This is a genomic window from Bizionia myxarmorum, assembly GCF_008086205.1.
In the GTDB taxonomy this organism is placed as follows: domain Bacteria; phylum Bacteroidota; class Bacteroidia; order Flavobacteriales; family Flavobacteriaceae; genus Algorimicrobium; species Algorimicrobium myxarmorum.
This window is the reverse complement of record NZ_VSKK01000001.1, coordinates 283,990-310,580: the sequence shown is the minus strand read 5'-3', so window position 1 is coordinate 310,580 and position 26,591 is coordinate 283,990. Positions and strand designations below refer to the sequence as shown.

The following is a 26,591-nucleotide window of genomic DNA, read 5'->3' as shown; positions in this document are numbered from 1 at the left end:
GTTGGTTAGTATAACGTGATAAAGATAAGTATTTTTAAGAAAGGTATAGTTTTTCTTACATTTTTAAGTATAAATATTTTGTTTCGTAATCAATAATACCTTTTCCTTTTTTTAAAATATCAGCGCCAATAATACCATCAACAGGTTGTGAATTATGACTTATTAAAGCTGTGTTCACATGGGTTAAATCGAATAAAATTAAGGGAACTTTATCTTGTTTCCATTTGCCGATTTTAACCTGATTTATTTTTGAAATCTGCGTTAGCATATCAATGGCGCCAGCACCGGCAGCTTTCATTTCAGAATCTATGACTTTCAGCTTAAAGGTTTCAATAGCTTCAAAACCTACACAAGAACTGGATGCACCAGTATCTAGAATAAACAACCCTTTAATGCCGTTTATAGTAGCTTTTATTTCAAAATGATTGGTTCTTGTTAACTTTAATTTGGTCCTAGTATACCCTTTTTCCAAAAGAAAATCTTTCAGACTTTTAGCTGCTTTTTCGCTCATTAATTATGCGTTTTCTTAATATCAAAAATACAATAAATATCAGCGTTAAAAATCCTAATACGTAATAAAGCGTGAGGTTTGTATCTTTTGGAGCATCTAATTTTCCATAGTAAACAAAGGCGCTCCAATAGTAAGGAGATTTTTTTACAGCACTAATTTCAGGGTCTTGTAAATAATTTAATTTTGATTGTCTATTAGCCGTAAAAGCTGATTCCGTTTTTTGAAATGATTTATAAAATAGGGTCATTAACTGCGCGGTGGAAGCATCATTTATTTGCCATAAGGAATATAAAACGTTTTTAGCGCCCGCATATTGAAAACCACGGGCAATACTCAAAGCACCTTCGCCTTTCTGAAGTTTGCCAATACCGGTTTCGCAAGCGCTTAAAACCACCAAATCTGGATTAATAGACATGCTATACAATTCGTTTAGCATCATGGGTTCATCTGAAAAAGCAAGACTTGCCGGATTGGTGAAATCGCCGCCAGTAGCATGAGTGGAAAGATGTAAAATAGTATAATTTGAAGCGGTTTCTATAAAGCTTTGTTTGGTTGCGCTATTGTGCATTAATATAGTGCCTCCCGTTGCACTTTTGATGGATTCAGCTTCTTTAATAGAATAGGTGAGTGGCTGATTACTGGATTCAAAAACAGGGAAAATACCCAATAATTTTTTCGTTTTGGACGTTTTCTGCGGATCTAAATACAGCTCTATATTAGAATTGTATACAACTGCTTGCTGTATCACCACAAAAGGCATATTTGAAAAGTTATTAGATTCCGTAGCTTTGGTCAGCAGCGCTTCAAAGGGTAAAAAGTTGAGCAACCCATCTGGAATAATGAGAACATTCTTGGCAGAAGAAATTTCACCCACATGAAGTTGCTGATATAAAGAAAAAGCTTGGCTGGTAAATGCCTTAATATTATTGTTAATGGCTGCTGGATTATCAAATAAGTGAATGAAATCCGTAACACTATTTTTAAATTTTTCGTTTATTGCGATTTTATTGAAAATCGTGTTTTCTTGTGAAATAATAAATTGATACAAGCTTCTTTGCCCATAATAATAAACCACCATTTCTGCTTGATCGGTTAATAATTGCGATCTGATTTTTGAAATTGAAATATGGGTTTCTGCTTGCGGATACTTCAGCGCAATTTTATTCTGAAGCGTTTTAAGCTGAATGCTAATATCCAAAAGCTGTTTGTTCAGGCTGTCATTTTTTGAAATTTCATAACCCAATTGTGTTTTAATTAATACATCGGTCAACCGTTCTTGTTGCATTAAAAGCTGCTGTTCTTTTATTAAAAATGAATCTTTTGGATGTTGGTCTAACAACGTTTTTTTTTCAAAAACGGCTTTTAAAACAGAAGCTTTCTGATTTTCAGAATAATTTAAAGCACGTTCAAAAATGTCTAAACCTCCCGTTTTTTGATACATCTCAAATAGTAAGTCTAGGCAATATTCGCTTCGTTTTCTATTCGCGCTTTGGTTCGCTATTTTAGATTCTTGCGAGGTAACCGAAATTGTCAATAAATTCGATACATAAAAGCTTAAACTATAATACTGCAGTGCTTTTTCCGGATTACTTTGAAGCCTCGCCAGCAAATCAAAGATATCTATAAACGTATTTTCGGCATACAAGCTGGTTCTTTCAGGAATGGCGTATGGTTCCAAATTAGGAAGTAAAGTTTGCAACGAAATCTCCAAATTCTGATTCGCTTTTTTATAATCAGTCAATAAATAGTGTAATTGTGCTTTTTCTAAATGTGTTTTGGCTATTTCTCTTGCAGTAAAGGAGTCCTTTTTTTGAAATGAAATTGCTAAATTATGATATTTTAAAGCTGCTTCATAATCACCCTGATTTAGTGCCAACTCATACTGTAATTGATGTTCATTATAAGTGGTGCCTGACTTTGAGTAATCTACATTACTGTTTGTAGAATTAGATCTATTTAAAGCAATTAAACTAGAAGTTTTCAGTGTGTGAAGTTTTTCTTTTTGCCGCTTCGGAATACTTGATATTTTCTCTGTTTGTTTAATTAAATCTAAAACCGATTCATGCATCCCGCGCGTTTGGTACAAAACGGCTAGGTTAATAATTCCAGAAATATAATGTGAAGTATTATTGCTTTTATCAGCTAGATTAATATAATACTTGATGGTATTTTCGGCGTTGGTATAATTATTTGTTTTCGTGTATAAATTACCAAGTGGTTTTAAGCAGTATTCCGTAATATCAAAATCAGACATATTGGAAAGTTTATGGGCGTTATAACGCTTTTGAGCATTTTCATAATTGGAAATGGCCTCTGGAAGTTGGTTGTTTTCCATCAAATAGTAAGCTTTATTACAAAGTAGAAACACATAAGCTAATTGCTCGTCTTTTGATGAGATGTCATCTTTAAAAGCTGACTCTTGTTTAATTAAAACATCATAGGATTTAGGATTTTTATTGGCAATAAAAGTTTCTGTTTTAGAATAAATAGTTTCCTCTAAATTTTGAGAAAATAGTGAATTTTGAACAAAAACAAGGATGGCTAATAGGCAAAACTTAAGATGTATATCCTTGGTCATGTTCCAGAATACTTTCAAATGCTTGAAAGGTTTTTTAAGAGTTGTAATGGTCAGGTGAAAGTTAGAATTTCCAAATAGCATACAACTGCCAATAATTAAAATTGTCTTTAAAATTTAAAACATATCGTGCGCCTAAACTTGGGCCAATTCTAGAGAAACCAGCGGTAACATCTAATAATAATCCAGCCTTAAAATTGGTAAATCTATCAGAATATTCAGTAGAAGATGTGCTACTGTTTAGGAAAAAATCGTCATTGAATCCTTCAAATTGTTCTACTAAAACAGATCTATTCTCTTTTTCGCTAATGGTTAGCATGCCTTGTAATCCGGCGCCAACTCCAATAAAATTATTAATATTATAACGCATTAATACTGGAATTTCCCAATCTACGTTATGATAACTTGATCTCTTGGTTGTGCGTTCTAGATACTGGATACCTTGAGCTCTGTCTATAAGTTCTTCGGAAATGCTAAACGCACCCTCATACTTATGAAAACTGTTTAGCAACTCCACTTGCCAATACCAACGATAAGATTTATAAGGTGAAATAGTAGCGCCTAGAAAATAGCTCTCGGAGTTTTTTAAATTTGAAAAGGCATTATAACCTACTTTTGCACCAATTGAAATGCCTGGAACGAATCGGGTAGTTGAGTAATTGGTGATAATGGGATCGTTTTTATCAAAAATAATGGCTGTTCTACTTTTTGTTTTTTGCTTATGAAAATCTTTTGAAAATTTAATATTATACTTTACAAAGCCTTTGGTAGAATCGTATTCCTTCACATTTTTTTGCTCGCTTCCCGGTAAATAGATGTTCTTAAAGGTGAAGATAGCTTGTGTGTCTGTAAAGGTTGTATCCAAGCAACTGTAGCGAACCTCCTGATCTTTCGGACAAATAACACATTGTGGATACATATCTGTAACGACTATTGTTGATTTATCTAACATTTCTGGAATATCGGTTTCCAAGCGGATGGTGTTGGCTGGACCTTCGCCATTATTCTGAAATTTGATTTTATATTTTAATGTTTTAAATCGGACTAAGCGGTAATTCATAAACGTACCATTACTCGCCATTTTGTTAGGGTCGTGAGACGTTACAATCTCCATTTCCATATCTTTCACTTTATGATTATCATAATTAGAATCTGGAACATAAACGCCACGAATGGAAATAATAGCGCTGGTATCTTTCAACATTTCAGGTGGCGTTCGTAGCGTGAAAAATAAATTACGTTCTTCATTCGGTGCCATATTATTAAATTCAAATTGTTCTGAATTTCTATAATAAGCTTTAGATTCTTCCAGTGTTAATGGTAAATTGGTTTTAACTGTAGAGTCTTGTGGTTTTGCTTTAAGTGCAAGTAAACCGTTTTCTGCTGATGCTAAAAAAGTGCGATCCAATTCATCAATAGATTTAGTTACTGCAAAATCTGGAGACGTGATTTGTTTTTCATCATGATAAGAACGGATATCTTCAATATTGAAATTATCAGCTTTGTACTTTTGTTCATTGTAAAACAAGTACAATTTTCCGTTGGTGGTATGATTCAAATAATTTTTATAACGCAAAATCAGCACGATGTTTTCTTCAGGCATAGGTTCTCTATTGCGTTCTAAAATGAAATCTTCACTCATGGAAGCTTGATCCTGAAATGATTTTTCCGAATTGGTAATGCTCATTTTCATTGGCCGCGTACTTGGTGGCTTTCCGGTGTCATAATGATTAGTTGCCCAAAGTTTCACCTCATAATCACCTGGTTTTTTATACGTATGTTTCGGGTTTTCAATTTTACTATATGTTCCGTCGTCAAATTCCCAATAATAGGAATAGAACGCTTTTGGCGCTCCAGCAATTTGCTCTAAAGGGGGCGCTTCAGGTGAAAACTGAATGGCAGTTCCTTCCACATTATGCTTAATGTTAGCCATGCGAACAATACTGTCTGGAGATTGAGTATCCTGTGCAGAAAGCCATTGTAAACAACAACTAAAGACTAAAAATGTAAAACAAATTCTCATAGTGATTCGGTTAGATACGTGCTAAAATACAAAAAGCGACGGTTATTACAACCATCGCCTCTTGTCAGGTTAAATCAAGGCAAACTATTAACTGTAAATTTTAATTGTGTTTCGTTTTTTATTTCTAATAGAAAAACGTGTTTCTTCATCCTTACATCAAGAACAGCACTATTTTGTTACCCTATTTTTTGATTTTTTTTAACTGAATTAACGGGAAAAGTGTATTCTTATTAAAAAAGCCTTTCAAATTAATGAAAGGCTTTTTTGTCACCGAGTGGAGAGCTCGGTTCCTTCAAAATAGCATCTTAAATGTCTTTAGCGGAATGCTTTGTTTTTTTATGGTAATGCGTTAACTATAGAAACTAATTCGGCAGTTGTTGCGATAGCTGTTTCTTCCATTGAAAACGTTAACATTTGATTTTCGGCTAATGTGGCCGATTTTACACTATATCTCCAATTTCCATCTACTACGGTTGTAAAAATAAAATGGTAATCTAATCCAATAGGCAATTCGCCATAATACTCTGAAAACACACCGTTTTCAAATTCAGTTAAAATTGACAATCCAAAATCTTCGTTAGCATAGGCTAAATAAATGGCACTATTATTATAATTATAACCTGCGGGAGCTTGTACATGGATGGTTGTTTTAGGTCTAGGATCTAAATAAAATTTATCAATATTGGTCCAACCAAAATTTTGGAAAAAAGCAGAGTAATTACTGCCGCTAACAAAAACGCCATGTCCGTTAAGATCTTGGGGATCCCAAGTTAAATCGCCATTGCTATCAATGTTGCCTGTTCATAAAATCATATCTGGATCTGGACCGCCGGTTAATGCTGTCGGTACCTCTATTTGTATAGCGCAACTCGTATCTAAAACGTCTCCGTTTTGTGTGGCTTCCAAGAAAAATTCACCACCGGTTATAATCATTACTTTATTTCCATTAGAATTTATTCCCATGGTAGTTTTGTTGGTGGTTAGCATTATCCCCTTTGGCAAAAACTTCCACATATTCTAAATCCACTAATCCAGTTACGGGATTTCCGTTTTTGGTTAGAAAATTAGCATCTAAAGAAATATCTACACCATTAGTTGATGTTAAAAATATCATGCCATCGTCTGCATTAAATTGATAGTGTTGTGTTATGTTATTCAACGCCTAGCTTCTAATATTGGCGAAATCCTGGGCTGAAGGTACATCAGCTTGAGGTGAAACTGCTGCAATACTATTATCATTGGAGCTGCAACCCGTTAAGGAAATAACTGCTACAGTTAGTAGACTAAAAAATATTTTGAAGTTACTACGTATTTCAGCTGAAACATGTTTTTGCTTGTGAAATTTTATACTAGTTTTCATAATTATTTAGAATTTTAAAAGGTTATTCATTCTTATATCAAAAGCACCGGTGTTCTGTTACCCTGTTTTTAAAGAAAAATCAAAAAGTTTTAGAATGGTTTAGATATTTTAAAAATTAAAAGCGCCTTTCAAATTAATGAAAGGCGCTTTTTTCACCGAGTTTAGTGCTCGGTTCCCTCAAAATAGCGTCTTATATATGTTTAAGTTGGATTTACGGTAAATTATTCACCATGTCAATCAAGTCAGCTTCACTAGCAATAGCGGTTTCCATCATTGTAAACGTAATAATTTGGTTGGCCACGATTGTATAGGGTTTAATAGCATATCTCCAAACGCCTTCTACTTCTGATGTGAAAATCAGGTGACATTCTAATCCAACAGGAATTTCGCCATAATGTTCGCTAAATAATCCGTTTGCATAGGTGTCTAAAGTTGCAAGGCCTGATGCTTCGCCATCAAATGATACGTAAATAGCACTATTAGTGTAGTTATAGCCTACTGGCGCTTGTGCATAAATAGTAGTTTTTGGTCTAGGGTCGTTGTAAAAACGATCAATGTTTGTCCAGCCAAAATTTTGTATAAAGGCTAAATAATCATTATTGTTATCTGGGAAAACGCCACCTTGTCCTGTAGGATTAGCTTGTTCTTCCCAAGTTAAATCGCCATCAGCATCAATAACACCCGTCCATAAAATCATATCTGGATCAAATCCGCCAGTTAAAGCGCTAGGTGCTACAATTTGCAAAGCACAATTGGTTTCTAAAATAACATCACCTTGTGTGGCTTCAAAAAAGAATTCGCCTCCAGTAATAATTAGTTTTTTACCGCCATTAGCCATTAATCCCATAGTTGGTTTATTGGTAGTTAGCATATTTCCTCTTTCAAATATTTCTACATATTCTAAATCTACCATTCCAGTAACAGGATTGCCGTTTTTAGTTAAACATCCGGCGTTAATAGTAATTGCAACACCATTATCTGATGTTAATGAAATCATACCGTCGTCTGCATTAAATTGAAAATTTTGGGTGATGTTGTTTAAAGCTTGGCTTCTAACATTAGCAAAATCTTGAGCGGACGGGATATCAAATCCTGGACCGTGGTTTAAATCATTAGAGTCATCGTTGGCGCTACAGCTTGTTAAAGCTATTAAGCCTAAAGCGGCTATTCCAAATCCTATTTTCGCATAATTGCTCACGGTATTTAAAGGCCTTAAATAAGCGTGAAATTGATTTATTGTTTTCATAATAGTATATGTTTTATAATTGTTATTCATCCTTATATAAAAAACAGGTGTCTTTTTGTTACCCAGTTTTGGATTATTTTTCATTATTAGCTATAATTTTACATCAAGAACTCCATTCGCAGTAATTTGTTACTTTAGTTTAATCTGAAACCTACTGGAATATAAGGCTGGCCAATATTTGGAACTGGACCACCAGCACCATAGAAATTAGAACTTAAAAATTCTACATTTCCTTGAACTATTGGATAGGGAACATCTGTATAATCTGATTTTCTTAATATTCTGCCCACTGTTTCAGAAATTGATGTATAACCGAATATGGTTCTTTCCACACTAACGATGTCGCCCGAATTTACAACCAAAGGTGTTATGCTTTTGTATTCCAATTGTGCTTGTGAAAAAGAACGTATCGCAGAAGTTTGCAGACTTGTAGTTTCATTTTTTATAACTATTAGATAACTACCAGTCCAAGTACTTGGATTTTGATAACCAACACTGCATATTTCACCATTTGCATTTATTTTCATGCGGTATTGATGTGTTTCTAAATCCATATATTCCGGTAAATCATCATAGCCATTTGCTGTAGAAAATAAATCGGTGATGGGCGTACTTACATAACTAACATCACAAATGTTATTTACAAGGATAATTTCATCATCATTAGAACTACAGCTTGTTAAGGCCAATAATCCTATAGCGGCTATTCCAAAACCTATTCTTGCATAATTGCTCACGTTATTAAAACTTTGTAAATAAGCGTGAAATTGATTTGCTGTTTTCATAATACTTGTTTTTAAATTGTTATTCATCCTTATATAAAGACAGGGTTCTTTTTGTTACCCTATTTTTTGAAATTTTTTAAAACAATGTGCATTTTATAAGATTTCTTAAAAATAAAAGAGTCTTTCAAATTAATGAAAGACTCTTCGTGTCACTGAGTTGAAGTTCTCAGTTCCCTCTAAATAGCATCTTACTGTTTTTTTATTTTATAATTCCACTAATAATAATTTTAGAGGATATGATATCGCCAGATGCAACTAACTTTATCATATGGTTTGCATCATATTCTGTGGATGAGAATCCTTTAGCATAACCTTTGCTGCTAGTAACTTCCCAAAAATAAAGTCTGTTATTATTATCTGTAGCTTCATTTTGCATCATATAATAGCTTTCTACTTTTTTGTCTAAAATAATCTCACCTGAACTAACCAAGGCAATCATCCTATTAGCGTGCTCTATATCTAGAGATGTTCCAGAATAGGAATTTTTAGTGGTTGTTACGTTCCAATCATAAACTTGAACGATTTTTTGGGCTGATACATTTTCAGCAGAAATTGTTGAGTCTAACATAGTTTTGTTTTCAGTAGCTTGTACTTGTAAAAAAGATAATGCTACAACGGCGATACTTAATATTGAATTTTTCATGACTTAAAATTTTATGGATTAATATGTGTAATTTTTTGTTTGCGAGAATTTTACGCTTACAACCTTATATCAAAAGCATTTTAAAATTGTTACCGGTATTAGGTGAAGTTTTTTTAAATTCGTTAAAATTTAAGGGTTCATGAGCCAAAAAAACATTCACGAAGATCAGAAGTATATTGAAGGGTTGATTCAAAATAACGCCTTCGTGATTCAATCTATATATGATAAGTTTGCGCCAAAAGTTATTAACTACATTAAAATGAATAGCGGCGATGAAACACAGGCTAAAGATGTGATTCAGGAAACCATTATCACCATATATAATCAAGCCACCGAAAAAAAATTACAACTGACTTGCCCATTCGATGCGTATTTTTTCTTGCTCTGCAAACGCAAATGGCTTAACCAATTAAAAAAAACAGGAAATAAAGAGGTAACAATTAACGAAGAGGTGTTATCTAAAGATGACGACGTACAAGAGCTCGCTTTTGAAACCACGTTATTTGAAGAGCAACATGAATTATTTACAGAAATGTTTGAAAAATTAGGACAAGCCTGTAAAGATTTATTAAAAGCTACTTTTAAAATAAACACTATGGAAGAGGTCGCCGAAAGTTTAGGGATTAGTTATGCTTATGCAAGAAAAAAGAAATCCTTATGTATCGGTAGTCTTACCAAAATGGTTCAGAAGTCGCCACGTTATAACAATCTAAAATCGTAACCATGCAAGATCAAGATTATAATGCATTCGAAGATTATCTTTCTGGAAACTTGGATCAGGAAGCTGTTAAAATCTTTGAAACCCGACTCGGAACTGACCCAGATTATTTGGAGGCTTTTCAAACCTATCAAAACGTTTCTCAATTTGTTGAAAATCATTTTAACAATGCTGAAAAAAGCGAGGCCTTTAAAAGTCAATTAGAAAAAGTGTCTTCTAATTATTTTCAAGATGCTTCTTCTACGAAAACCAAGAAGAAACGAATCAACCCTTGGTTTTATTCCATTGCAGCCGCGGCTATTTTAGTCATTGGCTTATTTATTGAGCAACAATTTTCAAACCCTGTTTATAATGATTTCGCTAATTATGGAACCATAAGTTTAACCGTTAGAGGTTCTCAAGACGAAACATTGCAAAAAGCTGAAACGGCTTTTAATAATCATAATTATAAGGATGCAGAAACCTATTTTTCGGAATTATTAATTACAGATGCAAACAATATGGAATACCAACTGTATAAAGCAGTCTCTTTAGTTGAGCTTAATAAATACGAGAAAGCAGATGCGCTTTTTAATGACATTATGAAAACACCATCGGTTTATAAAAATAAAGCCACCTGGTACTTGGCCTTAAGTAAGCTGAAACAAAAAGATGAAGCTGCTTGTGTAGATATCTTGAAAACCATTCCTGAAGATGCGGAAGATTATCCAAAATCACAGAAACTCTTGAATAAATTAGATTAAATGGCGTTGAGGTTTTAAGAACATATCACTTGAAATAAAAATTATAAAGTAGAAAGTAATCACATTGGTGGTTACTTTTTTATTTTTGCAAAATGATAGTTACCGATACACATACCCATTTATATAGTGACGCTTTTGATGAAGACAGAAAAGACATGATGCAGCGCGCTATAGATGCTGGCGTTTCAAGATTTTTTATTCCCGCAATAGATTCTACATACACCAAAGCCATGATGCAATTGGAATCTGATTTTCCAGATCAGGTTTTTTTAATGACGGGTTTGCATCCCACATCGGTAAAAGAAAATTATAAAGCCGAATTAGCTCATGTTGAAGAGTTGTTATCCAAAAGAAGCTTCTATGCTATTGGCGAAATTGGTATCGATTTGTATTGGGATACGTCTACATTAGAAATTCAGAAAAATGCTTTTATACATCAAATTCAATTAGCTAAAAAATATAAATTGCCTATCGTGATTCATTGTCGCGATGCTTTTAATGAAATTTTTGAAGTTTTAGAAGAAGAGAAGTCCGATGATTTATTCGGAATTTTCCATTGCTTCACTGGTACTTTGGAGCAAGCCAAACAAGCTATATCCTATAATATGAAACTTGGAATAGGCGGCGTTGTGACTTTCAAAAACGGAAAAATAGATCAGTTTTTGAATCAAATCGATTTAAAACACATTGTTTTGGAAACCGATTCGCCTTATCTTGCTCCCAAACCATTCCGTGGTAAACGCAATGAAAGTGCTCATATAATTAAGGTATTGGAGAAATTATCAGAATTATATGAAAAGCCAGAAGCAGAAATAGCTGACATCACTACGGAAAATTCAAAAGCCATTTTTAAAATATAAATATGGAGAACACAAGTCCAAAAATCCTTTTAATCTATACTGGTGGAACAATTGGGATGATTAAAAACCCCAATACGGGAGCTTTAAAGGCATTCGACTTTAATAATTTATTAAAACGAATTCCTGAATTGAAGCTTTTAGCCTGTGATATTGAAACGATTTCCTTTGACGAGCCTATAGATTCTTCCAATATGAGCCCGGAATACTGGGTGCAAATGGCGGAAATAATTGAGACTAATTATGATGATTTTGATGGGTTTGTGCTGTTGCACGGCAGCGATACCATGAGTTATACGGCATCGGCCTTGAGTTTCATGTTAGAAAATTTAGCAAAACCCGTAATTCTAACAGGATCGCAATTACCAATTGGTGATTTACGAACCGACGCCAAAGAAAATTTAATTACGTCTATACAAATGGCGTCCTTGCAAGTGCGAAACAGACCAGTTATAAGAGAAGTTGGTTTATATTTTGAATACAAATTATATAGAGGGAACAGAACAACTAAAATTAACGCAGAACATTTTGAAGCCTTTGAAAGTTTAAATTATCCTTATTTAGCGGAGTCTGGAGTGCATCTTACGGTAAATACCGAAGCTTTGTTTGTGCCAAATGCAAGAAAAAAACTGTTAGTACATAAATTGTTTGACACCAATATTGCGCTTATAAAGCTGTTTCCAGGAATTTCTAAAACTATTTTAGAGAGTGTTTTACAAAATCCCAATGTAAAAGGTGTGGTATTGGAAACTTACGGTGCTGGAAATGCTTCTACTGAAGATTGGTTTATAAGTTTAATAAAGGACAGTATTAAAAGAGGCGTTCAAATTATTAATATTACGCAATGTTCAGGCGGAAGCGTTAATATGGGCCAGTATGAAACGAGTTCACAATTAAAGACTATTGGCGTAATTTCTGGAAAAGACATTACAACGGAGGCGGCAATTACCAAACTCATGTACCTTTTAGGAGAGAAAATATCCAATAAAACCTTTAAAACGGTATTCGAAACTGCTTTAAGAGGAGAAATGGCATAAAATTAACTCGCAAAATTTTCGCCTTATAAAGATTTTTCGTTATTTGGCTGACTGTAAGAAAAAACAAATTTAGAGAGGTGGCCGAGCGGTCGAAGGCGCACGCCTGGAAAGCGTGTATACCTCAAAAGGGTATCGAGGGTTCGAATCCCTTCCTCTCTGCAAAAGTGTTTTTTAGTATGAGTTTGTTAATCACGATGTTATTAAATTATTAATGTAATAATTTCTAAATTAACGGATCAATACCATTAGATGCTTTTGTTATAGTAGCCGGTTTTGAATGAAGTACACAAGTAATTCTCAAATAAGTCTGCTGTAATTTTTATTTTTTAATTACATTTTTTTTATATCTTTAACACTTTAACTAATAAAATTAAGAACAAGAACAAATGAAAAGATTATTTTCTATCCTAGCCATCATGTGTTTTGTGGCATTCGGAACAGCTAACGCAACGACAAGTGCAATTTCAAGTGCTAACGCAGTTGTTACTTCAATTCAAGACGAGGTCGCAGATGATACTGCCGCTGAAGAGTCATTAGGATTTCACCAAGAACTGAAAAAACGGTTTATTGAAGGTGGTCCAGGTTTTATGGGGATTGTATTATTATGTTTAATTCTTGGTTTAGCAATTGCTATTGAAAGAATTATCTTTTTAAACCTGTCTTCAACAAACACTAAAAAGTTAACACAAGACGTAGAAGATGCATTACAATCAGGTGGTGTTGAAGCTGCAAAAGAAGTTTGTAGAAATACAAAAGGGCCTGTTGCCTCTATTTTCTATCAAGGATTAGATAGAACGGATGAAGGTATTGATGCTGCTGAAAAAGCTGTTATTGCTTACGGTGGTGTTCAAATGGGACAATTAGAAAAAAATGTATCTTGGATTTCATTATTTATCGCATTGGCTCCTATGTTAGGATTCATGGGTACAGTAATTGGTATGATTCAAGCGTTTGATAAAATTCAAGCTGCAGGTGATATGCAACCGTCTTTAGTTGCGGGTGGTATTAAAGTAGCACTTTTAACAACCGTATTCGGTTTAATTGTTGCAATTATTCTTCAAATTTTTTACAATTACATTATCGCTAAAATTGACAGTATTGTTAATGATATGGAAGAGGCGTCCATTACACTAATGGATTTATTGATAAGATACAAGAAGTAATAATTAACAGCAATAATTTTTTAAATTATGAATTTACACAAAATATTAAAAATCTTTGCAGGAATACTCGGCCTTCTGGGTATTGTGTTTCTAGCAAGAATAATTGCGGCAGGTGATGAAGCAGTTAAATCTTCAGCATTAGATGGTGATACAGCCATTGTTGATCCTTTAGCTTACGTAGCCTACGTTATTATGTTTATAGCAGTATTGTTTGTTGTTATTTTTGTTTTAAAGAACCTATTTACAAACACAGCAACCATTAAAAACACGCTTATTAGTGTAGGGGTCTTTGCAGCCGTTTTAGTGGTAGCGTATGTAGTTTCTGGTGGTGACACAACAAATTATTTCTATAATGGTATGGAGGTTACATCAGGCGAATCGCAATTGGTTGGTGCAGGAATATTTGCATTCTATATATTAATAGCTGCTGCAGCGATAATTATGTTATTATCGGGCGTCAAAAAACTAACGGATAAATAATTATGGCAAAAAGAGCAGCACCAGAAGTCAATGCAGGCTCAATGGCCGACATTGCTTTCCTACTATTAATTTTCTTCTTGGTAACAACTACCATCGAAATAGATTCAGGTCTTAACCGAAAGTTGCCACCAATTGAGGAAACGGAACCGCCAATTATTAAAGAAAAAAATATTTTTCAATTAACCGTTAACGGAAATAACGAGTTGTTTCTAAAAGCAGCTGGAAGTGACGGAGATTTGATTAAGCTTAAAGATTTACGTAAAGCTGCTGTTGCCTTTTTGGACAATGGTGGTGGAACGGGAGATGATGCTTGTAAATCCTGTAAAGGTAAGCGTAATCCTAAATCGTCTGATAATTTTCAGAAAGCAATTATTTCTTTACAAAATGATAGAGGCACAAGTTATGAAACCTATATAGCCGTTCAAAACGAAATTATTGCAGCCTATAATGTGTTGCGTAATCGCGAGTTTGAACAGAAATATCCAAATATGGGTGTTAACTTTGTAGAAGGAGATATTGAGTATAACGATGCGAGAACATCTCCAGAAAGAAAAGCACAATTAAAGGATAAGCTTGAAGATATTAAACTTTTAATTCCACAGAAGTTTTCTGAAGCAGAACCAAAAAAGTCTAATTAGATAAACCGTAACATTTATGTCTAAATTTAAAAAGAAAAAAGGAGGCGAAATGCCAGCAGTTAATACAGCATCATTACCTGATATTGTATTTATGTTGTTATTCTTCTTTATGGTTGCTACGGTTATGCGTAAGGATACATTAAAGATTAAAAATAGCTTACCAGCAGCTGATCAAGTTGAAAAGTTAGCGAAGCGTAATTTATTAATGTACATCTATGCAGGAAAGCCTAGTGAATCTTATAAGCAATTTGGTTCTGAAGCGCGTATTCAGTTAAACGATAAGTTTGCTGATGTTTCAGAAATTCCAGCATTTATTGCTGCAGAACGTGCTGATAAACGTGAAGAAGAAGTACCTTTCTTAACAACTGTATTAAGTGTTGATAAAGATACCAATATGGGACTTGTATCTGATGTTAAGCAAAAATTACGTGAAGTAAATGCGCTTAAAATCAACTATAAAACGCGTAAAGGAAATCTTATTGACAGTCCAAAATAATAAGTATTCTTAATTTTATAATTATAGGCGTTTTGAGAAATCATAACGCCTTTTTTTTGTAATTTACTCTGTAGTTTATTTACATCCTAAATTTTAATTGAGTGAAATTTACAATTGTACTTTCGAATATTTGGCTTTCCTCTCCAAAATATTTTTCGGGAGTGTTTCAACTAAAAAGTTATAAAAATGAATATTATAACTACACATGATTTAATTTGAAGTGTTTTAAATTCTTTATTTGATTTCTTATCAACTCATTATATTCTGTTATATACAACATGAAAAACATATTTCTATTTTTATTTCTATTTGTAACCTTACATACTGTTTTAGCTCAAGTTGAGGAAGTGAAGGATTCTATTGTAAAAGAAGTTGATACCAAGTACCGAGAAGATCAGTTTTACTTCGCTATTACTTATAATTTATTAGGAAATAAACCTGATGGAATTTCTCAAAGTGGCTTTTCTAGTGGTTTTCATTTAGGCTTTATTCGCGACTTCCCAGTTAACAAACGTCGTAATGTCGCACTTGGTGTTGGTTTGGGATTGTCATCCAATTCCTTTAATCATAATTTCCTGATTGCTAAAGATGCTATGGGAGAATTAGAATATTCCATATTGGATAAAAACGATATTAGCTACACAAAAAATAAGTTTACAACCTATATGGTGGAAATTCCATTGCAATTGCGTTGGAGAACTTCAACCGCAGATGAGCATAAGTTTTGGCGTATTTATACTGGTGTAAATATTGGATACGTTCTTTATAATTCCTCTAAATTTAGAGGCGATTTAGGTACCATTAAAAACAGTAAAATTGATTCTTTTAATGATTTTCAATATGGCTTAACCATGAGTGCTGGTTATAATACCTGGAATATCTATGTGTATTATGGCCTGAACCCTATTTTTAGCGGCGCTAGTTTAAATAACGAATCGGTGGATATGAATGCACTTAAAATTGGTTTAATATTCTATATCCTTTAAGCACTTCTTTATTTAAAAGATTTCTCGAATCTAATGCTTTTCCCTATGTTGATGTAATGAAGGATTTTTCATTTTTAACATTGGGCTTTACGATTTATAGTTTAGTCTATATTCTTAATTCTAATCTCCAATATCTGGGTATCTATAGCCAGTAGTTCACCAAAAATAACTGCGGAATTAACCCTGTAAAAAATCCAATTATAAGTTCTGGATAGGTATGCGCTTTTAAGTGTAAGCGTGAGGTGGCTATGGCACCCATTAAAACAGCCATTATAGCTAAACTACCATTAATGTTAATGCTGAAGTGAATACTTAAAGCCAGGAAAAACATGAAAACGCCTGAAACAGCCATCATGTGAATACTTGCCTTAAACTTTAATATAGCCAACACCAAACAACTTAAAGTGGAAATTAAAATACCAATAAAAAAATAGTACAATTCTATTATCTCATCATTTGGCAGCACTCTGTAAACTACTAAAAGAATTATAATGGCGTTTAATATAAGCGGTAAAATACGCTCATTAGTAGATTTTAAATAGATAGTAGATGTTCTACCTAAAGATTTCAATAGAAAGTAGAGTAGTATAGGCAATAAAATAGTGAGGATAAATAGGGATACTACCTTTGCCTGAATAATTTCCATGGGCAGATAACGCGGTGATTTCGAAAAATAAAAAATCACACCCAAAAGCGGCATTATAACCGGATGAAAAATAAACGAAATACTCTTTAAAATAAACTTCATTAGATTTTCTTGCGTAAACGTGCCACAGGAATATCCAATTGCTCACGATATTTAGCCACAGTTCGTCTAGCAATCGGATAGCCTTTTTCTTTAAGAATTTTTGCTAAAGCATCATCCGTCATCGGTTTGCGTTTGTTCTCATCCTCAATAACCGTTTCTAATATTTTTTTAATTTCACGTGTCGAAACTTCTTCACCTTGATCATTAGTCATGGATTCTGAAAAGAACTCTTTAATTAATTTAGTACCGTAAGGTGTATCTACATATTTACTATTGGCCACACGTGAAACGGTTGAAACGTCCATTTCAATTTCATCGGCAATATCTTTTAATATCATAGGGCGTAATTTACGCTCATCGCCTGTTAAGAAGAATTCTTTCTGGTAATGCATAATAGAACTCATAGTTACAAATAAAGTCTGCTGACGCTGTCTAATAGCTTCAATAAACCATTTGGCAGCATCCAGTTTTTGTTTGATAAACTGAACCGCATCTTTTTGTGATTTAGATTTCTCCTTACTTTCCTTATAACCTTGCATCATGTTGCTGTATTCACGCGATACATGTAGCTCTGGAGCATTTCGGCCGTTAAGCGTTAACTCTAATTCCCCATCAACAATGCGAATAGCAAAATCGGGTACCACATGTTCTACAATTCGGTTATTCCCGGCGTATGATCCGCCTGGCTTCGGATTTAAATGTTCAATAACATGAATGGCGTCTTTTAGTTGCATTTCAGTTATATCAAATTTCTGAATTAATTTTTTATAATGCTTTTTGGTAAACTGTTCAAAGGCATTATCAATGATTTCGATTGCCAATTCCACATCTGGATTTTTTGACTTTCTATGTAATTGAATGCTTAAACATTCCTGTAAATTGCGCGCCCCAACACCTGCAGGGTCTAGCTCGTGAATGGTTCTTAATACTTTTTCAATTTTTTCTACAGTGGTATAGACGTTTTGAGTAAAGGCTAAATCGTCTGTAATATCTATTAATTCGCGTCTTATATATCCGCTTTCGTCAACGCTTCCTACCAAGAATTCGGCAATTTCACGTTCTTCTTCATCCAGACGAAAGGTATTCAACTGACTTTTTAAATGTTGTGTAAAAGAGGTTCCAGCTGCGTATGGCATAGTTTTTTCCTCGTCGTCGGCACTGTAATTATTGGCTTGTGTGCGATAATCTGGAACTTCATCATCACTTAAATACTCATCTACATTAATATCTTCCGAGTTGATGGTTTCGCTATCGTCATAATCATCTTGACTATTGTCAAAATCATCATCATAATCATCCTCTGAAGATTCTTTGCCACTTTCAAGCGCTGGATTTTCTTCCAATTCTTGTTTTAAACGTTGTTCAAAAGCTTGCGTAGGCAATTGTATCAATTTCATTAATTGAATTTGCTGCGGTGATAGCTTTTGTGAGAGCTTAAATTGTAAAAACTGCTTGAGCATGATTATAGTTTCGGTTTTTATAAAAATAAAAAAAACAATCTACATTTAATGATTAACGCAGATTGTTTTGTGAATTTAGTGTCTTTTTCTAGAGCTTTCCCATTTTAAAATGAAAATCAGTAGAAATTACTTGAATTGTTTCTTTAAGAATTAAAAAATAAAGTTAGAATTCAGCATTTTGAGGTGTTCTTGGAAACGGAATTACATCGCGAATGTTACCCATTCCCGTTGCAAACATAACCAAACGCTCAAAACCTAAACCAAATCCTGAATGTACAGCTGTTCCATATTTACGTAAATCTAAATACCACCATAATTCTTCCTCATCAATATTTAAGGCTTTCATTTTTTCTTTTAAAACTTCTAAACGTTCTTCACGCTGCGATCCACCAACCATTTCGCCAATGCCTGGAAACAAAATATCCATAGCGCGAACTGTTTTGCCATCTTCATTTAAACGCATGTAAAAAGCTTTAATGTTTGCTGGATAATCAAATAAAATGACCGGACATTTAAAGTGTTTTTCAACCAAAAAGCGTTCGTGCTCACTTTGTAAATCGGCACCCCATTCTTCAATAATATAGTTGAATTTCTTTTTCTTATTAGGTTTGGAATCTCTTAAAATATCAATAGCTTCGGTATAACTTACCCGTTTGAAATTATTTTCTACCACAAAGCTAATTTTCTCAATAAGAGACATATCAGAACGGTCTGCTTGTGGCTTTGTTTTTTCCTCGTCTAGTAAACGCTGGTTTAAAAACTGTAAATCTTCTTGATTATGCTTTAAAATATAACTTAAAACCGATTTCATAAAGTCTTCAGCTAAATCCATATTTCCCGCTAAATCCATAAAAGCAACTTCAGGTTCTATCATCCAAAACTCTGCTAAATGACGTGATGTATTGGAGTTTTCAGCTCTAAATGTTGGTCCAAACGTATAAACTTTACCAAGAGACATAGCATAAGCTTCTGCCTCTAATTGTCCAGAAACGGTAAGATTGGTTTCTTTTCCGAAGAAATCTTCAGAATAATCAACTTTCCCATCTTCCGTTAACGGTGGATTTTTTGGGTCTAATCCTGTTACACGAAACATTTCCCCTGCACCTTCGGCATCACTTCCCGTAATAATAGGCGTGTGCATATAGTAAAAGCCATTTTCATTGAAATATTTATGAATAGCAAAAGATAAGGATGAACGCAAACGCATAACCGCACTGAATGTGTTGGTTCTAGTACGTAAATGGGCGTTTTCTCTTAAAAATTCAAAAGAATGCTTTTTAGGTTGAATTGGATATGTTTCCGGATCGGAATCGCCTAAAATTTCAATGCTTTTCACTTGAATTTCTAAACTTTGACCTTGTCCTTGACTTTCGGTTAATTCACCTGTAACAGAAACCGCGGCACCCGTAGTAATACGTTTTAAAAGGGCTTCATCCGTTTGTTCGAAATTAACAACACATTGGATATTATTTAGAGTTGAGCCATCATTTAAAGCTATAAAACGGTTAGAGCGAAAGCTTCGCACCCAGCCTTTAATAGTTACCTCGTGGAGTGTGTTTTCTTTTTTTAATAATTCAGCAACAGTATGCATTTTCATTGTTATAAAAAATTAGAGAGTACAAAGATAATGGTTTCAGGAATCAAAAGTCAAGTACAATTTTTGAAAAGATTCGTCTATTTATTTTGAGTCAATGACATCTATTTCAATATCATCATCGTCATCATCTTCTGGAATAATATTGATACTTGGTTCTTTTAAATCTTCTTTATTGGCAATACTGCGTTCCAGTGATAATAAAAGGGACGGCAATAAAAGTAAATTGGATAGCATGGCGAATAATAAGGTTGCGGAAACTAAAGCACCTAAAGCTACGGTGCCACCAAAACTGGACACGGTAAATACGGAAAACCCGAAAAACAGTACTATGGATGTATAAAACATACTTACGCCAGCTTCCCGCAATGCGGCATAAACAGATTTTTTAATTTTCCAGTTATTAGCTTGAAGTTCTTGCCTGTATTTTGCCAAAAAGTGAATGGTATCATCCACTGAAATACCAAAAGCAATACTAAACACCAAAATCGTAGATGGTTTTATTGGAACGCCTAAATAACCCATTAATCCCGCCGTAATCACTAATGGTAATAGGTTTGGAATTAAGGAAACAACAATCATCTTAAAAGAACGAAACATATAAGCCATTAAAAGGGCAATCAATAAAATGGCTAATGATAAGGAGATGGCTAAATTTTTAACCAAATATTTGGTTCCTTTCAGGAATACTAGTGCTTTTCCGGTGATAGTTACATCATATTGTTCTTTAGGAAATGTTTTGGCTATTTCGTTTTCAAGATTTTCTTCAATACGTTCCATTTTATCCGTACCAATATCTTTCATAAAGGTAGTAATTCGCGCATATTGTCCCGTACTGTCCACAAAACTCTTTAATAAGTCTACGTTGGATGACGAGTTTTTTATATAAGAAGAAATAAACAGATTTTCCTGACTGGTTGGTAACTGATAATATTTCGGGTTTCCGTTTGTGTACGCTTGTTTAGCATATTTTGCTAATCCAACAATGGAAATTGGTTTTGATAATTCTGGCGTTTCAACAATCAGCTCTTCCAATTGATCCATGCGCTTTAGCGTGGCTAATTTGGTTGCGCCTTTTTTGCGTTTGGTGTCAATTAAAATTTCCAAAGGCATAATTCCGTTAAATTCTTTTTCAAAAAAACGAATGTCTTCAAAGAATTCGGCCTCTTTAGACATATCTTCAATTAGACTTCCGGAAATTTTAATTTGAAAAATCCCAATAATACTTGTTACTAATACCGTAATAGCTACAATATAAATGGTGATGCGTCTTTCTCTCACCATCTTCTCCATCCAGTTTACAAAACCACCAATCCACTTTTTATTTAGATGTTCTAAATGACGATCTTTTGGATGTGGTAAATACGTGTAAATAATGGGAATGATGAGTACACATAAAATAAAAATGGATAAAATACTTAATGAGGCAACAACACCAAATTCTACTAATAAGGAGCTTTGAGTTAAAATAAACGTTCCAAAACCAGCAGCAGTGGTTAAATTAGTTAATAAAGTAGCATTACCAACCTTGGTAATAACACGTTGTAAAGACCTTACTTTATTACCATGCAGTTTAACTTCCAGCTGGTATTTATTAATTAAGAAAATACAGTTTGGAATACCGATTACAATAATTAATGGTGGAATTAAAGCAGTTAATACTGTGATTTCGTAGTTTAGAAGACCAATAATTCCAAAAGTCCACATAACGCCTAAACATACAACCAGCATGGATATAAGTGTGGCTCTTATGGATCTGAAAAAGAGGAAGAATATAAACGAGGTTACTAAAAGTGCGCCGGCGATAAAAATACCGATTTCATCAACAATATTTTGGGCGTTTAAGGTTCGCACATAAGGCATTCCAGAAACACGAACGTCCATTTTGGTGGCTTGCTCAAATTCTTCAATGATGGGAATTAATTCATCAAAAACAAAATCCTTACGTGCAGCCGTATTTACAATGGATTTCTTCATGTAAATAGCCGTACGAATTGTTTTCGATTCCTTATTGAACAAAACATTATCGTAAAAAGGATATTGATTAAAGAGCTCGTCTTGAAGTTTGTCCAATTCCGCAATGGAATGAATAGAATCCTTAATAAAAGGCTCTAAAACGAAACGCTCATTGTCTGTGTCTTTTACTAGCTTTTGTAAATCTTTTAAGGAGATAACGGCTTCAACAGCATCAAAATCTTTGAATCGATCAGATAGCGTATTCCAAGCATTCATATTTTCTACCGTAAATAATGTAGAATCTTTAATACCTAAAACAATTAAGTTGCCTTCTTCACCAAAAATATCTAGGAAATTTTGGTAAACAACATTCACCTCATGATCATCTGGAAGTAAGTTGGCTTCGGTATATGTAAAACGCATATTTTTCCATTGCAAGCTGAAAAATATGGTAATAGCCAGAATACCTAGGAGTATGACAATTTTGTTCCGCAATATGAGTCGCGCAACAATATCCCAAAAACTTTTTGAAAATAATTTAGACATAGAATAATTAAAACAGGGGCAAAGGTAAGGAAAAGCAAAGTATTACTCGAGATTATGGTCTATAATGTCACGTTAAAACTGAACTTTAAAACAATATGGTCCTCAAAATTAAGGTAATGGTAACTACCGTCACTATAATACTCACTCCATCCAAAAACAGTAAGTAGCGTTCTGATTTCAACACGAGATTCCGTGAAACCTTTATCTAGTATTCCGAAAGTGATTTCTTGATGTTTTTCAATACGGTTGATATTTCTGATAGAAAAAACGAGAAATACCTATGAATTGCAATAAAAAGGGTTAGCAATTCGAAAACACCTGAAGTATGGTGGGAATTGAAGCCGTGTAAATTCTAAAAAAGTTTCTTTAATAACATCATCTCAAAACAAACTGAACATGCTATTGATAAGAACTACAATACGTTTCCAAATGAATAAATAGCAGTCAAGTAAAAATGAAAAAAGCGACATTTTAGTGTCGCTTTTATATATTAAATTGTCATTATTTCTTTTTCTTTCACATCAAAGATGCCATCAATTTTGGTGACGAACGTATCCGTCATTTTTTGAATGACTATTTCCGCATTTTTTTGTTCATCTTCGGATGCGTCCTCTAATTTTTTGATGTCATTATTGGCATCTTTTCTGGCACTTCTAATACTTACTTTAGCATCTTCAGTTTCAGATTTCGCTTGCTTGGCAAGGTTAATACGACGTTCTTCCGTTAAAGGCGGAACGTTTATTATAATAAGATCCCCATTATTCATTGGGTTAAAACCTAAATTGGCGTGCATAATACCACGTTCAATTTCTTGAAGCATATTTTTTTCCCAAGGCTGAACTGTAATCGTTCTACCATCTGGCGTGTTTACATTGGCAATTTGGCTTAACGGCGTTTGAGATCCGTAATAATCTACCATAACGCTACCAAGCATAGCTGGACTTGCTTTTCCAGCTCTAATGTTTACCAACTGTTTTTCTAAATGCCTAATTCCGGCGTTCATAGATTCCTTAGCCGAATCTAATATAAATTGAATGTCTTCGTTCATTTTGAAAGAATTTTATGTGTTTTACGCGTGTTTCAAAAAACAAGCCAAAACGGTGAATGTACTATTATAAATTAACTTTAGTTCCAATGTTTTCGCCTGAAACCACCTTTAAAAGATTGCCTTTTTTGTTCATATCAAAAACAATAATAGGCAATTCGTTTTCTTGACTTAACGTAAAAGCGGTTGTATCCATAACTTTTAAGCCTTTTCGCAAGACATCATCAAAAGAAATATGATCGAATTTAATAGCGGTTGCATCTTTTTCAGGGTCGGCGGTATAAATACCATCCACGCGCGTACCTTTTAAAATAACATCAGCTTCAATTTCAATAGCTCTTAAAACGGCTGCTGAATCTGTGGTAAAATACGGGTTTCCAGTACCACCGCCAAAAATGACGACACGTCCTTTTTCTAAATGACGCATGGCTTTACGGCGAATAAAAGGCTCTGCAACTTCTTCAATATGAATAGCTGTTTGCAAACGCGTTTGAACACCAGCGTTTTCTAAAGCACTTTGTAGTGCTAAACCATTAATAACGGTTGCTAACATACCCATGTTATCGCCTTGAACGCGATCCATCCCGTTGCTGGCGCCTGCAACACCTCTAAAAATGTTACCACCACCAATAACTACGGCAACTTCAATACCTTTTTCCGTAATTTCTTTTATTTCTGAAGCGTATTCAGCTAAACGAACAGGATCAATTCCATATTGTCTGCTACCCATTAATGCTTCGCCTGATAGTTTTAAAAGAATTCGTTTATACTTCATGATTGCTTTAGATGTTTGAGCTTCCAATTAATTTGGGAATTAAGGTTTTGCAAAGCTACATAATTTTTTTATTTTTTGAATTGTGAAATTTTAAGGGAAATTATAAAAAAGCCTCTCCGAATTCGGAGAGGTTTTGTGGATTTGATATTGTTTATGTATTTATTGAATTGTGGTTTTATTGTTTTACCAAAACGTAATCTCCATATGGCACTCTTGGTTCAGTTGGTGATCCTTCTAGTGTTGCTGTTGTACCAATACTAACCAACTTTGCTTCTATTTTTTCCAAACCGTTAACGTCAACATATCTAATTGCTAAATAACTACTTAAATGTTTTCTTTGAGGGTCTGAATCATCAAAAAACATTAAAATTCGCCTTTCTGTTGGAGTACATTCTGAACAACTTGGCCTATCGTTTTTAAATATTATTTCATTTCCTGCTATACTATGGTAATTTGGGTCTGCAATATTTAAATCTAGAAAAGTGTTTACAATTTCTCTCCCATTCACTGTGTAACGATATTCGCCTATTAGTAAATCTTCATACCATTCATCGTTATAAACTTGTAATTTTTTTTCAAAAATAACAGTTAATGAAGTATTACCATTAGTATTTATCCATGTGCCTACAAATTTATCTAACTCATTTTCAGTATCTTTATAATAAGCGCCATTTATAATTTCATTCTGATTATATAAAGGAAGAACTGGACTTTGAGCATTACAAGATACTATTGAGAAAATAAATAAGAGTATAATATATATTGGTGTTTTCATGGATAGAATATGTAGACTTGGGTTTCAGTGTAAGATAATAGTAATTTTTGAAATTAAATAAACCTCTCAAATTAATGAGAGGCTTAATTATATCTTTATAATTTAAAAATTAGATTACGCGTTGGAGTTTTTTGTTTTTTATTGCTTATATAAGATTAATTCTCTCATTAATGGCAGTCTATCATCTGTTGGTTCACCTTCTGGATACAAGCCCATATCAGACATTTTAATAAATACCTTTATATGTTCTGCTTGCCCAAATTGCTGTTCTGGAACATGCCTAATTATCATATTATAATCAAAATAATCCCGCTCTGGATCTTCAATGGATACTTCTACACGACGCTCGTCTGGCAAGCAATCACTACAAACAGGTACATGTGTAGCTTCCATAATATAATTACCGTAAATTAAATGCTCTGAAACATCCGTGTAGGCAAATATATTATTTAAAGTATTTACCACTTGAATATTGTTTGTATTAACATATTGGTATTCGCCGTAGAGTACATCTTGATGATAAGAGATATTTCGCCAAGAAGAAGTAACGAGCCTATGATTTTTTTTTTCAAGTATTAATTTAAATATTTCGTCTCCATTATTAAATTGCCAAATACCTTGTAATTTACCTAAATCATTGTTTGTATCTTGATAATAAGTTCCATTTGTAATATTTCCATATTTTTCGATTAAAGGTACTTGTGCCTTACAGGATAATATACTTACAGTTGTTAATAATATAAATAGTATATGTTTCATAGCTATAACGCCACGGCTAATAATTAGCCTTGGCGTAATTTGTTTTTATTGCTTATATAAGATTAATTCTCGGTACGTGGGTAATCTAGCACCTTCAGGTTGCCCTTGTGGTACAATTGCCATGTCTGTTCGTTTTATAGTTAGGATAATATGCTCTGGTGTTCCAGATTGTTGTGCGGGAACATGCCTGATTATCATGTTATAATCAAAGTAAGAACGTTCTGGATCTTCAATATATACTTCCACACGGCGTTCGTCTGGCAAACAATCACTACAAACGGGTATATGTGTGGCTTCCATTATATAATTGCCATACATGGAATGTTCATAAGGGTTTTCAGAATTTAAATCTATTTGTGCTAAAGTGTTAATAATTTGAAAACCATTTTCATTAATGTATTGATATTCACCAAAAAGAATATCTTCATAATAATATGTATCATAAACTGATGATGTCATTAAAAAGTGTTCTTTCAAATTAAATTTTATGATAAAAATTTCATCTCCTTCATTAAATGACCATGTTCCAGTAAGAGTACCTAAATCATTATTTAAATCTTTATAATATTCACCATTAATAGTGTTACTATACATTTCTGTAAGAGCCAATTGAGCATGACAAGAAAGTATGCTCATTGATAATAATAAAATAATAGTTATATGTTTCATCGT

The 26,591-nt window shown here is 33.6% G+C and carries 28 protein-coding genes and 1 tRNA gene; 10 read left to right on the top strand and 19 right to left on the bottom strand.

The window, feature by feature from the left end; genetic code table 11:
• Positions 1 to 55: 55 nt before the first annotated feature.
• The 10 genes from ES674_RS01430 to ES674_RS01400 all read right to left on the bottom strand — a co-directional run bounded on the left by ES674_RS01430 (position 56) and on the right by ES674_RS01400 (position 9,143).
• Positions 56 to 511, bottom strand: a complete 456-nt coding sequence (locus tag ES674_RS01430) for a retropepsin-like aspartic protease (RefSeq protein ID WP_148402207.1) — start codon at positions 509 to 511, stop codon at positions 56 to 58.
• Positions 492 to 3,089 carry a CHAT domain-containing protein gene (locus tag ES674_RS01425; protein WP_246125950.1) on the bottom strand — a complete coding sequence of 866 codons (2,598 nt, stop codon included), beginning with the start codon at positions 3,087 to 3,089 and terminating at the stop codon, positions 492 to 494. The genes ES674_RS01430 and ES674_RS01425 overlap by 20 nt, the downstream gene beginning before the upstream one ends.
• A gap of 61 nt (positions 3,090 to 3,150) precedes the next feature.
• On the bottom strand, positions 3,151 to 5,109 hold the full coding sequence (locus tag ES674_RS01420; RefSeq protein ID WP_148402205.1) for a DUF7849 domain-containing protein: 1,959 nt from the start codon (positions 5,107 to 5,109) through the stop codon (positions 3,151 to 3,153).
• Between the two features lie 336 nt (positions 5,110 to 5,445).
• Positions 5,446 to 5,673, bottom strand: a complete 228-nt coding sequence (locus tag ES674_RS15535) for a hypothetical protein (protein ID WP_246125949.1) — start codon at positions 5,671 to 5,673, stop codon at positions 5,446 to 5,448.
• Positions 5,674 to 5,910: 237 nt separating this feature from the next.
• A complete protein-coding gene (locus tag ES674_RS15530) occupies positions 5,911 to 6,072 on the bottom strand; it encodes a hypothetical protein (RefSeq protein WP_246125948.1) in 162 nt (53 codons plus the stop codon).
• Positions 6,056 to 6,268, bottom strand: a complete 213-nt coding sequence (locus tag ES674_RS15525) for a hypothetical protein (RefSeq protein ID WP_246125947.1) — start codon at positions 6,266 to 6,268, stop codon at positions 6,056 to 6,058. Before ES674_RS15525 ends, ES674_RS15530 begins: the two co-directional genes overlap by 17 nt.
• 3 nt (positions 6,269 to 6,271) lie before the next feature.
• Positions 6,272 to 6,469 carry a hypothetical protein gene (locus tag ES674_RS15520; RefSeq protein WP_246125946.1) on the bottom strand — a complete coding sequence of 66 codons (198 nt, stop codon included), beginning with the start codon at positions 6,467 to 6,469 and terminating at the stop codon, positions 6,272 to 6,274.
• A 211-nt stretch (positions 6,470 to 6,680) separates the two neighbouring features.
• On the bottom strand, positions 6,681 to 7,715 hold the full coding sequence (locus ES674_RS01410; RefSeq protein WP_148402204.1) for a hypothetical protein: 1,035 nt from the start codon (positions 7,713 to 7,715) through the stop codon (positions 6,681 to 6,683).
• Between the two features lie 134 nt (positions 7,716 to 7,849).
• A complete protein-coding gene (locus ES674_RS01405) occupies positions 7,850 to 8,500 on the bottom strand; it encodes a hypothetical protein (protein ID WP_246125945.1) in 651 nt (216 codons plus the stop codon).
• 199 nt (positions 8,501 to 8,699) lie between these two features.
• Positions 8,700 to 9,143, bottom strand: coding sequence for a hypothetical protein (locus tag ES674_RS01400; protein ID WP_148402203.1), 444 nt, complete (start codon positions 9,141 to 9,143; stop codon positions 8,700 to 8,702).
• A 139-nt stretch (positions 9,144 to 9,282) separates the two neighbouring features.
• Between ES674_RS01400 and ES674_RS01395 the strand changes: the two genes are divergently transcribed.
• From ES674_RS01395 to ES674_RS01350, 10 genes are all read left to right on the top strand, one after another.
• Positions 9,283 to 9,864: an RNA polymerase sigma factor gene (locus tag ES674_RS01395; RefSeq protein WP_148402202.1), complete on the top strand. Its 582-nt coding sequence runs from the start codon at positions 9,283 to 9,285 to the stop codon at positions 9,862 to 9,864.
• 2 nt (positions 9,865 to 9,866) lie between these two features.
• Complete coding sequence (locus ES674_RS01390; RefSeq protein WP_148402201.1) at positions 9,867 to 10,604, top strand: tetratricopeptide repeat protein; 738 nt, start codon at positions 9,867 to 9,869, stop codon at positions 10,602 to 10,604.
• A gap of 92 nt (positions 10,605 to 10,696) precedes the next feature.
• Positions 10,697 to 11,464 (top strand): TatD family hydrolase, encoded by a 768-nt coding sequence (locus ES674_RS01385; protein ID WP_148402200.1) that lies wholly within the window; start codon positions 10,697 to 10,699, stop codon positions 11,462 to 11,464.
• A 2-nt stretch (positions 11,465 to 11,466) separates the two neighbouring features.
• The gene (locus ES674_RS01380; RefSeq protein WP_148402199.1) at positions 11,467 to 12,498 is read left to right on the top strand and encodes an asparaginase; all 1,032 of its coding nucleotides are present in this window, start codon (positions 11,467 to 11,469) and stop codon (positions 12,496 to 12,498) included.
• 71 nt (positions 12,499 to 12,569) lie between these two features.
• Positions 12,570 to 12,657: transfer RNA gene (locus ES674_RS01375), tRNA-Ser, on the top strand.
• A gap of 227 nt (positions 12,658 to 12,884) precedes the next feature.
• Positions 12,885 to 13,661, top strand: coding sequence for a MotA/TolQ/ExbB proton channel family protein (locus tag ES674_RS01370; protein WP_148402198.1), 777 nt, complete (start codon positions 12,885 to 12,887; stop codon positions 13,659 to 13,661).
• 27 nt (positions 13,662 to 13,688) lie between these two features.
• A complete protein-coding gene (locus ES674_RS01365) occupies positions 13,689 to 14,141 on the top strand; it encodes a hypothetical protein (protein ID WP_148402197.1) in 453 nt (150 codons plus the stop codon).
• A 2-nt stretch (positions 14,142 to 14,143) separates the two neighbouring features.
• Complete coding sequence (locus ES674_RS01360; protein WP_148402196.1) at positions 14,144 to 14,779, top strand: ExbD/TolR family protein; 636 nt, start codon at positions 14,144 to 14,146, stop codon at positions 14,777 to 14,779.
• A gap of 16 nt (positions 14,780 to 14,795) precedes the next feature.
• Positions 14,796 to 15,275, top strand: coding sequence for an ExbD/TolR family protein (locus tag ES674_RS01355; RefSeq protein ID WP_148402195.1), 480 nt, complete (start codon positions 14,796 to 14,798; stop codon positions 15,273 to 15,275).
• A gap of 278 nt (positions 15,276 to 15,553) precedes the next feature.
• Positions 15,554 to 16,261, top strand: coding sequence for a porin family protein (locus ES674_RS01350; protein WP_148402194.1), 708 nt, complete (start codon positions 15,554 to 15,556; stop codon positions 16,259 to 16,261).
• 142 nt (positions 16,262 to 16,403) lie between these two features.
• Here ES674_RS01350 and ES674_RS01345 read toward each other — a convergent pair whose 3' ends face one another.
• The 9 genes from ES674_RS01345 to ES674_RS01305 form a co-directional block, all read right to left on the bottom strand.
• Entirely contained in the window at positions 16,404 to 17,009 is a 606-nt protein-coding gene (locus ES674_RS01345) for a hypothetical protein (RefSeq protein ID WP_148402193.1), read from the bottom strand.
• Complete coding sequence (rpoN, locus tag ES674_RS01340; protein ID WP_148402192.1) at positions 17,009 to 18,469, bottom strand: RNA polymerase factor sigma-54; 1,461 nt, start codon at positions 18,467 to 18,469, stop codon at positions 17,009 to 17,011. Before rpoN ends, ES674_RS01345 begins: the two co-directional genes overlap by 1 nt.
• 163 nt (positions 18,470 to 18,632) lie before the next feature.
• Positions 18,633 to 20,066, bottom strand: a complete 1,434-nt coding sequence (asnS, locus tag ES674_RS01335; protein ID WP_148402191.1) for an asparagine--tRNA ligase — start codon at positions 20,064 to 20,066, stop codon at positions 18,633 to 18,635.
• Positions 20,067 to 20,147: 81 nt separating this feature from the next.
• Entirely contained in the window at positions 20,148 to 22,565 is a 2,418-nt protein-coding gene (locus ES674_RS01330) for an efflux RND transporter permease subunit (protein ID WP_148402190.1), read from the bottom strand.
• A gap of 490 nt (positions 22,566 to 23,055) precedes the next feature.
• The gene (gene frr, locus ES674_RS01325; protein WP_148402189.1) at positions 23,056 to 23,613 is read right to left on the bottom strand and encodes a ribosome recycling factor; all 558 of its coding nucleotides are present in this window, start codon (positions 23,611 to 23,613) and stop codon (positions 23,056 to 23,058) included.
• A 64-nt stretch (positions 23,614 to 23,677) separates the two neighbouring features.
• On the bottom strand, positions 23,678 to 24,385 hold the full coding sequence (gene pyrH / locus ES674_RS01320; RefSeq protein ID WP_148402188.1) for a UMP kinase: 708 nt from the start codon (positions 24,383 to 24,385) through the stop codon (positions 23,678 to 23,680).
• Positions 24,386 to 24,560: 175 nt separating this feature from the next.
• Positions 24,561 to 25,160, bottom strand: coding sequence for a DUF6705 family protein (locus tag ES674_RS01315; protein WP_148402187.1), 600 nt, complete (start codon positions 25,158 to 25,160; stop codon positions 24,561 to 24,563).
• A gap of 138 nt (positions 25,161 to 25,298) precedes the next feature.
• Positions 25,299 to 25,919 (bottom strand): DUF6705 family protein, encoded by a 621-nt coding sequence (locus ES674_RS01310; RefSeq protein WP_148402186.1) that lies wholly within the window; start codon positions 25,917 to 25,919, stop codon positions 25,299 to 25,301.
• A 45-nt stretch (positions 25,920 to 25,964) separates the two neighbouring features.
• Positions 25,965 to 26,588: a DUF6705 family protein gene (locus ES674_RS01305; protein ID WP_148402185.1), complete on the bottom strand. Its 624-nt coding sequence runs from the start codon at positions 26,586 to 26,588 to the stop codon at positions 25,965 to 25,967.
• Positions 26,589 to 26,591 lie beyond the last annotated feature (3 nt).

Bases quoted from the DNA above. Each gene is read 5' to 3' on its own strand.
- ES674_RS01350 (WP_148402194.1), top strand. From the start codon at position 15,554: ATGAAAAACATATTTCTATTTTTATTTCTATTTGTAACCTTACATACT.
- ES674_RS01330 (WP_148402190.1), bottom strand. From the start codon at position 22,565: ATGTCTAAATTATTTTCAAAAAGTTTTTGGGATATTGTTGCGCGACTC.
- ES674_RS01360 (WP_148402196.1), top strand. From the start codon at position 14,144: ATGGCAAAAAGAGCAGCACCAGAAGTCAATGCAGGCTCAATGGCCGAC.
- asnS (WP_148402191.1), bottom strand. From the start codon at position 20,066: ATGAAAATGCATACTGTTGCTGAATTATTAAAAAAAGAAAACACACTC.
- ES674_RS01400 (WP_148402203.1), bottom strand. From the start codon at position 9,143: ATGAAAAATTCAATATTAAGTATCGCCGTTGTAGCATTATCTTTTTTA.
- ES674_RS01370 (WP_148402198.1), top strand. From the start codon at position 12,885: ATGAAAAGATTATTTTCTATCCTAGCCATCATGTGTTTTGTGGCATTC.
- ES674_RS01315 (WP_148402187.1), bottom strand. From the start codon at position 25,160: ATGAAAACACCAATATATATTATACTCTTATTTATTTTCTCAATAGTA.
- ES674_RS01390 (WP_148402201.1), top strand. From the start codon at position 9,867: ATGCAAGATCAAGATTATAATGCATTCGAAGATTATCTTTCTGGAAAC.
- ES674_RS15520 (WP_246125946.1), bottom strand. From the start codon at position 6,469: ATGAAAACTAGTATAAAATTTCACAAGCAAAAACATGTTTCAGCTGAA.
- ES674_RS01395 (WP_148402202.1), top strand. From the start codon at position 9,283: ATGAGCCAAAAAAACATTCACGAAGATCAGAAGTATATTGAAGGGTTG.
- ES674_RS01410 (WP_148402204.1), bottom strand. From the start codon at position 7,715: ATGAAAACAATAAATCAATTTCACGCTTATTTAAGGCCTTTAAATACC.
- ES674_RS01355 (WP_148402195.1), top strand. From the start codon at position 14,796: ATGTCTAAATTTAAAAAGAAAAAAGGAGGCGAAATGCCAGCAGTTAAT.
- pyrH (WP_148402188.1), bottom strand. From the start codon at position 24,385: ATGAAGTATAAACGAATTCTTTTAAAACTATCAGGCGAAGCATTAATG.
- ES674_RS01420 (WP_148402205.1), bottom strand. From the start codon at position 5,109: ATGAGAATTTGTTTTACATTTTTAGTCTTTAGTTGTTGTTTACAATGG.
- ES674_RS15530 (WP_246125948.1), bottom strand. From the start codon at position 6,072: ATGGGAATAAATTCTAATGGAAATAAAGTAATGATTATAACCGGTGGT.
- rpoN (WP_148402192.1), bottom strand. From the start codon at position 18,469: ATGCTCAAGCAGTTTTTACAATTTAAGCTCTCACAAAAGCTATCACCG.
- ES674_RS01405 (WP_246125945.1), bottom strand. From the start codon at position 8,500: ATGAAAACAGCAAATCAATTTCACGCTTATTTACAAAGTTTTAATAAC.
- ES674_RS01345 (WP_148402193.1), bottom strand. From the start codon at position 17,009: ATGAAGTTTATTTTAAAGAGTATTTCGTTTATTTTTCATCCGGTTATA.
- ES674_RS01430 (WP_148402207.1), bottom strand. From the start codon at position 511: ATGAGCGAAAAAGCAGCTAAAAGTCTGAAAGATTTTCTTTTGGAAAAA.
- ES674_RS01385 (WP_148402200.1), top strand. From the start codon at position 10,697: ATGATAGTTACCGATACACATACCCATTTATATAGTGACGCTTTTGAT.
- ES674_RS01380 (WP_148402199.1), top strand. From the start codon at position 11,467: ATGGAGAACACAAGTCCAAAAATCCTTTTAATCTATACTGGTGGAACA.
- ES674_RS01305 (WP_148402185.1), bottom strand. From the start codon at position 26,588: ATGAAACATATAACTATTATTTTATTATTATCAATGAGCATACTTTCT.
- ES674_RS01365 (WP_148402197.1), top strand. From the start codon at position 13,689: ATGAATTTACACAAAATATTAAAAATCTTTGCAGGAATACTCGGCCTT.
- frr (WP_148402189.1), bottom strand. From the start codon at position 23,613: ATGAACGAAGACATTCAATTTATATTAGATTCGGCTAAGGAATCTATG.
- ES674_RS01310 (WP_148402186.1), bottom strand. From the start codon at position 25,919: ATGAAACATATACTATTTATATTATTAACAACTGTAAGTATATTATCC.
- ES674_RS01425 (WP_246125950.1), bottom strand. From the start codon at position 3,089: ATGACCAAGGATATACATCTTAAGTTTTGCCTATTAGCCATCCTTGTT.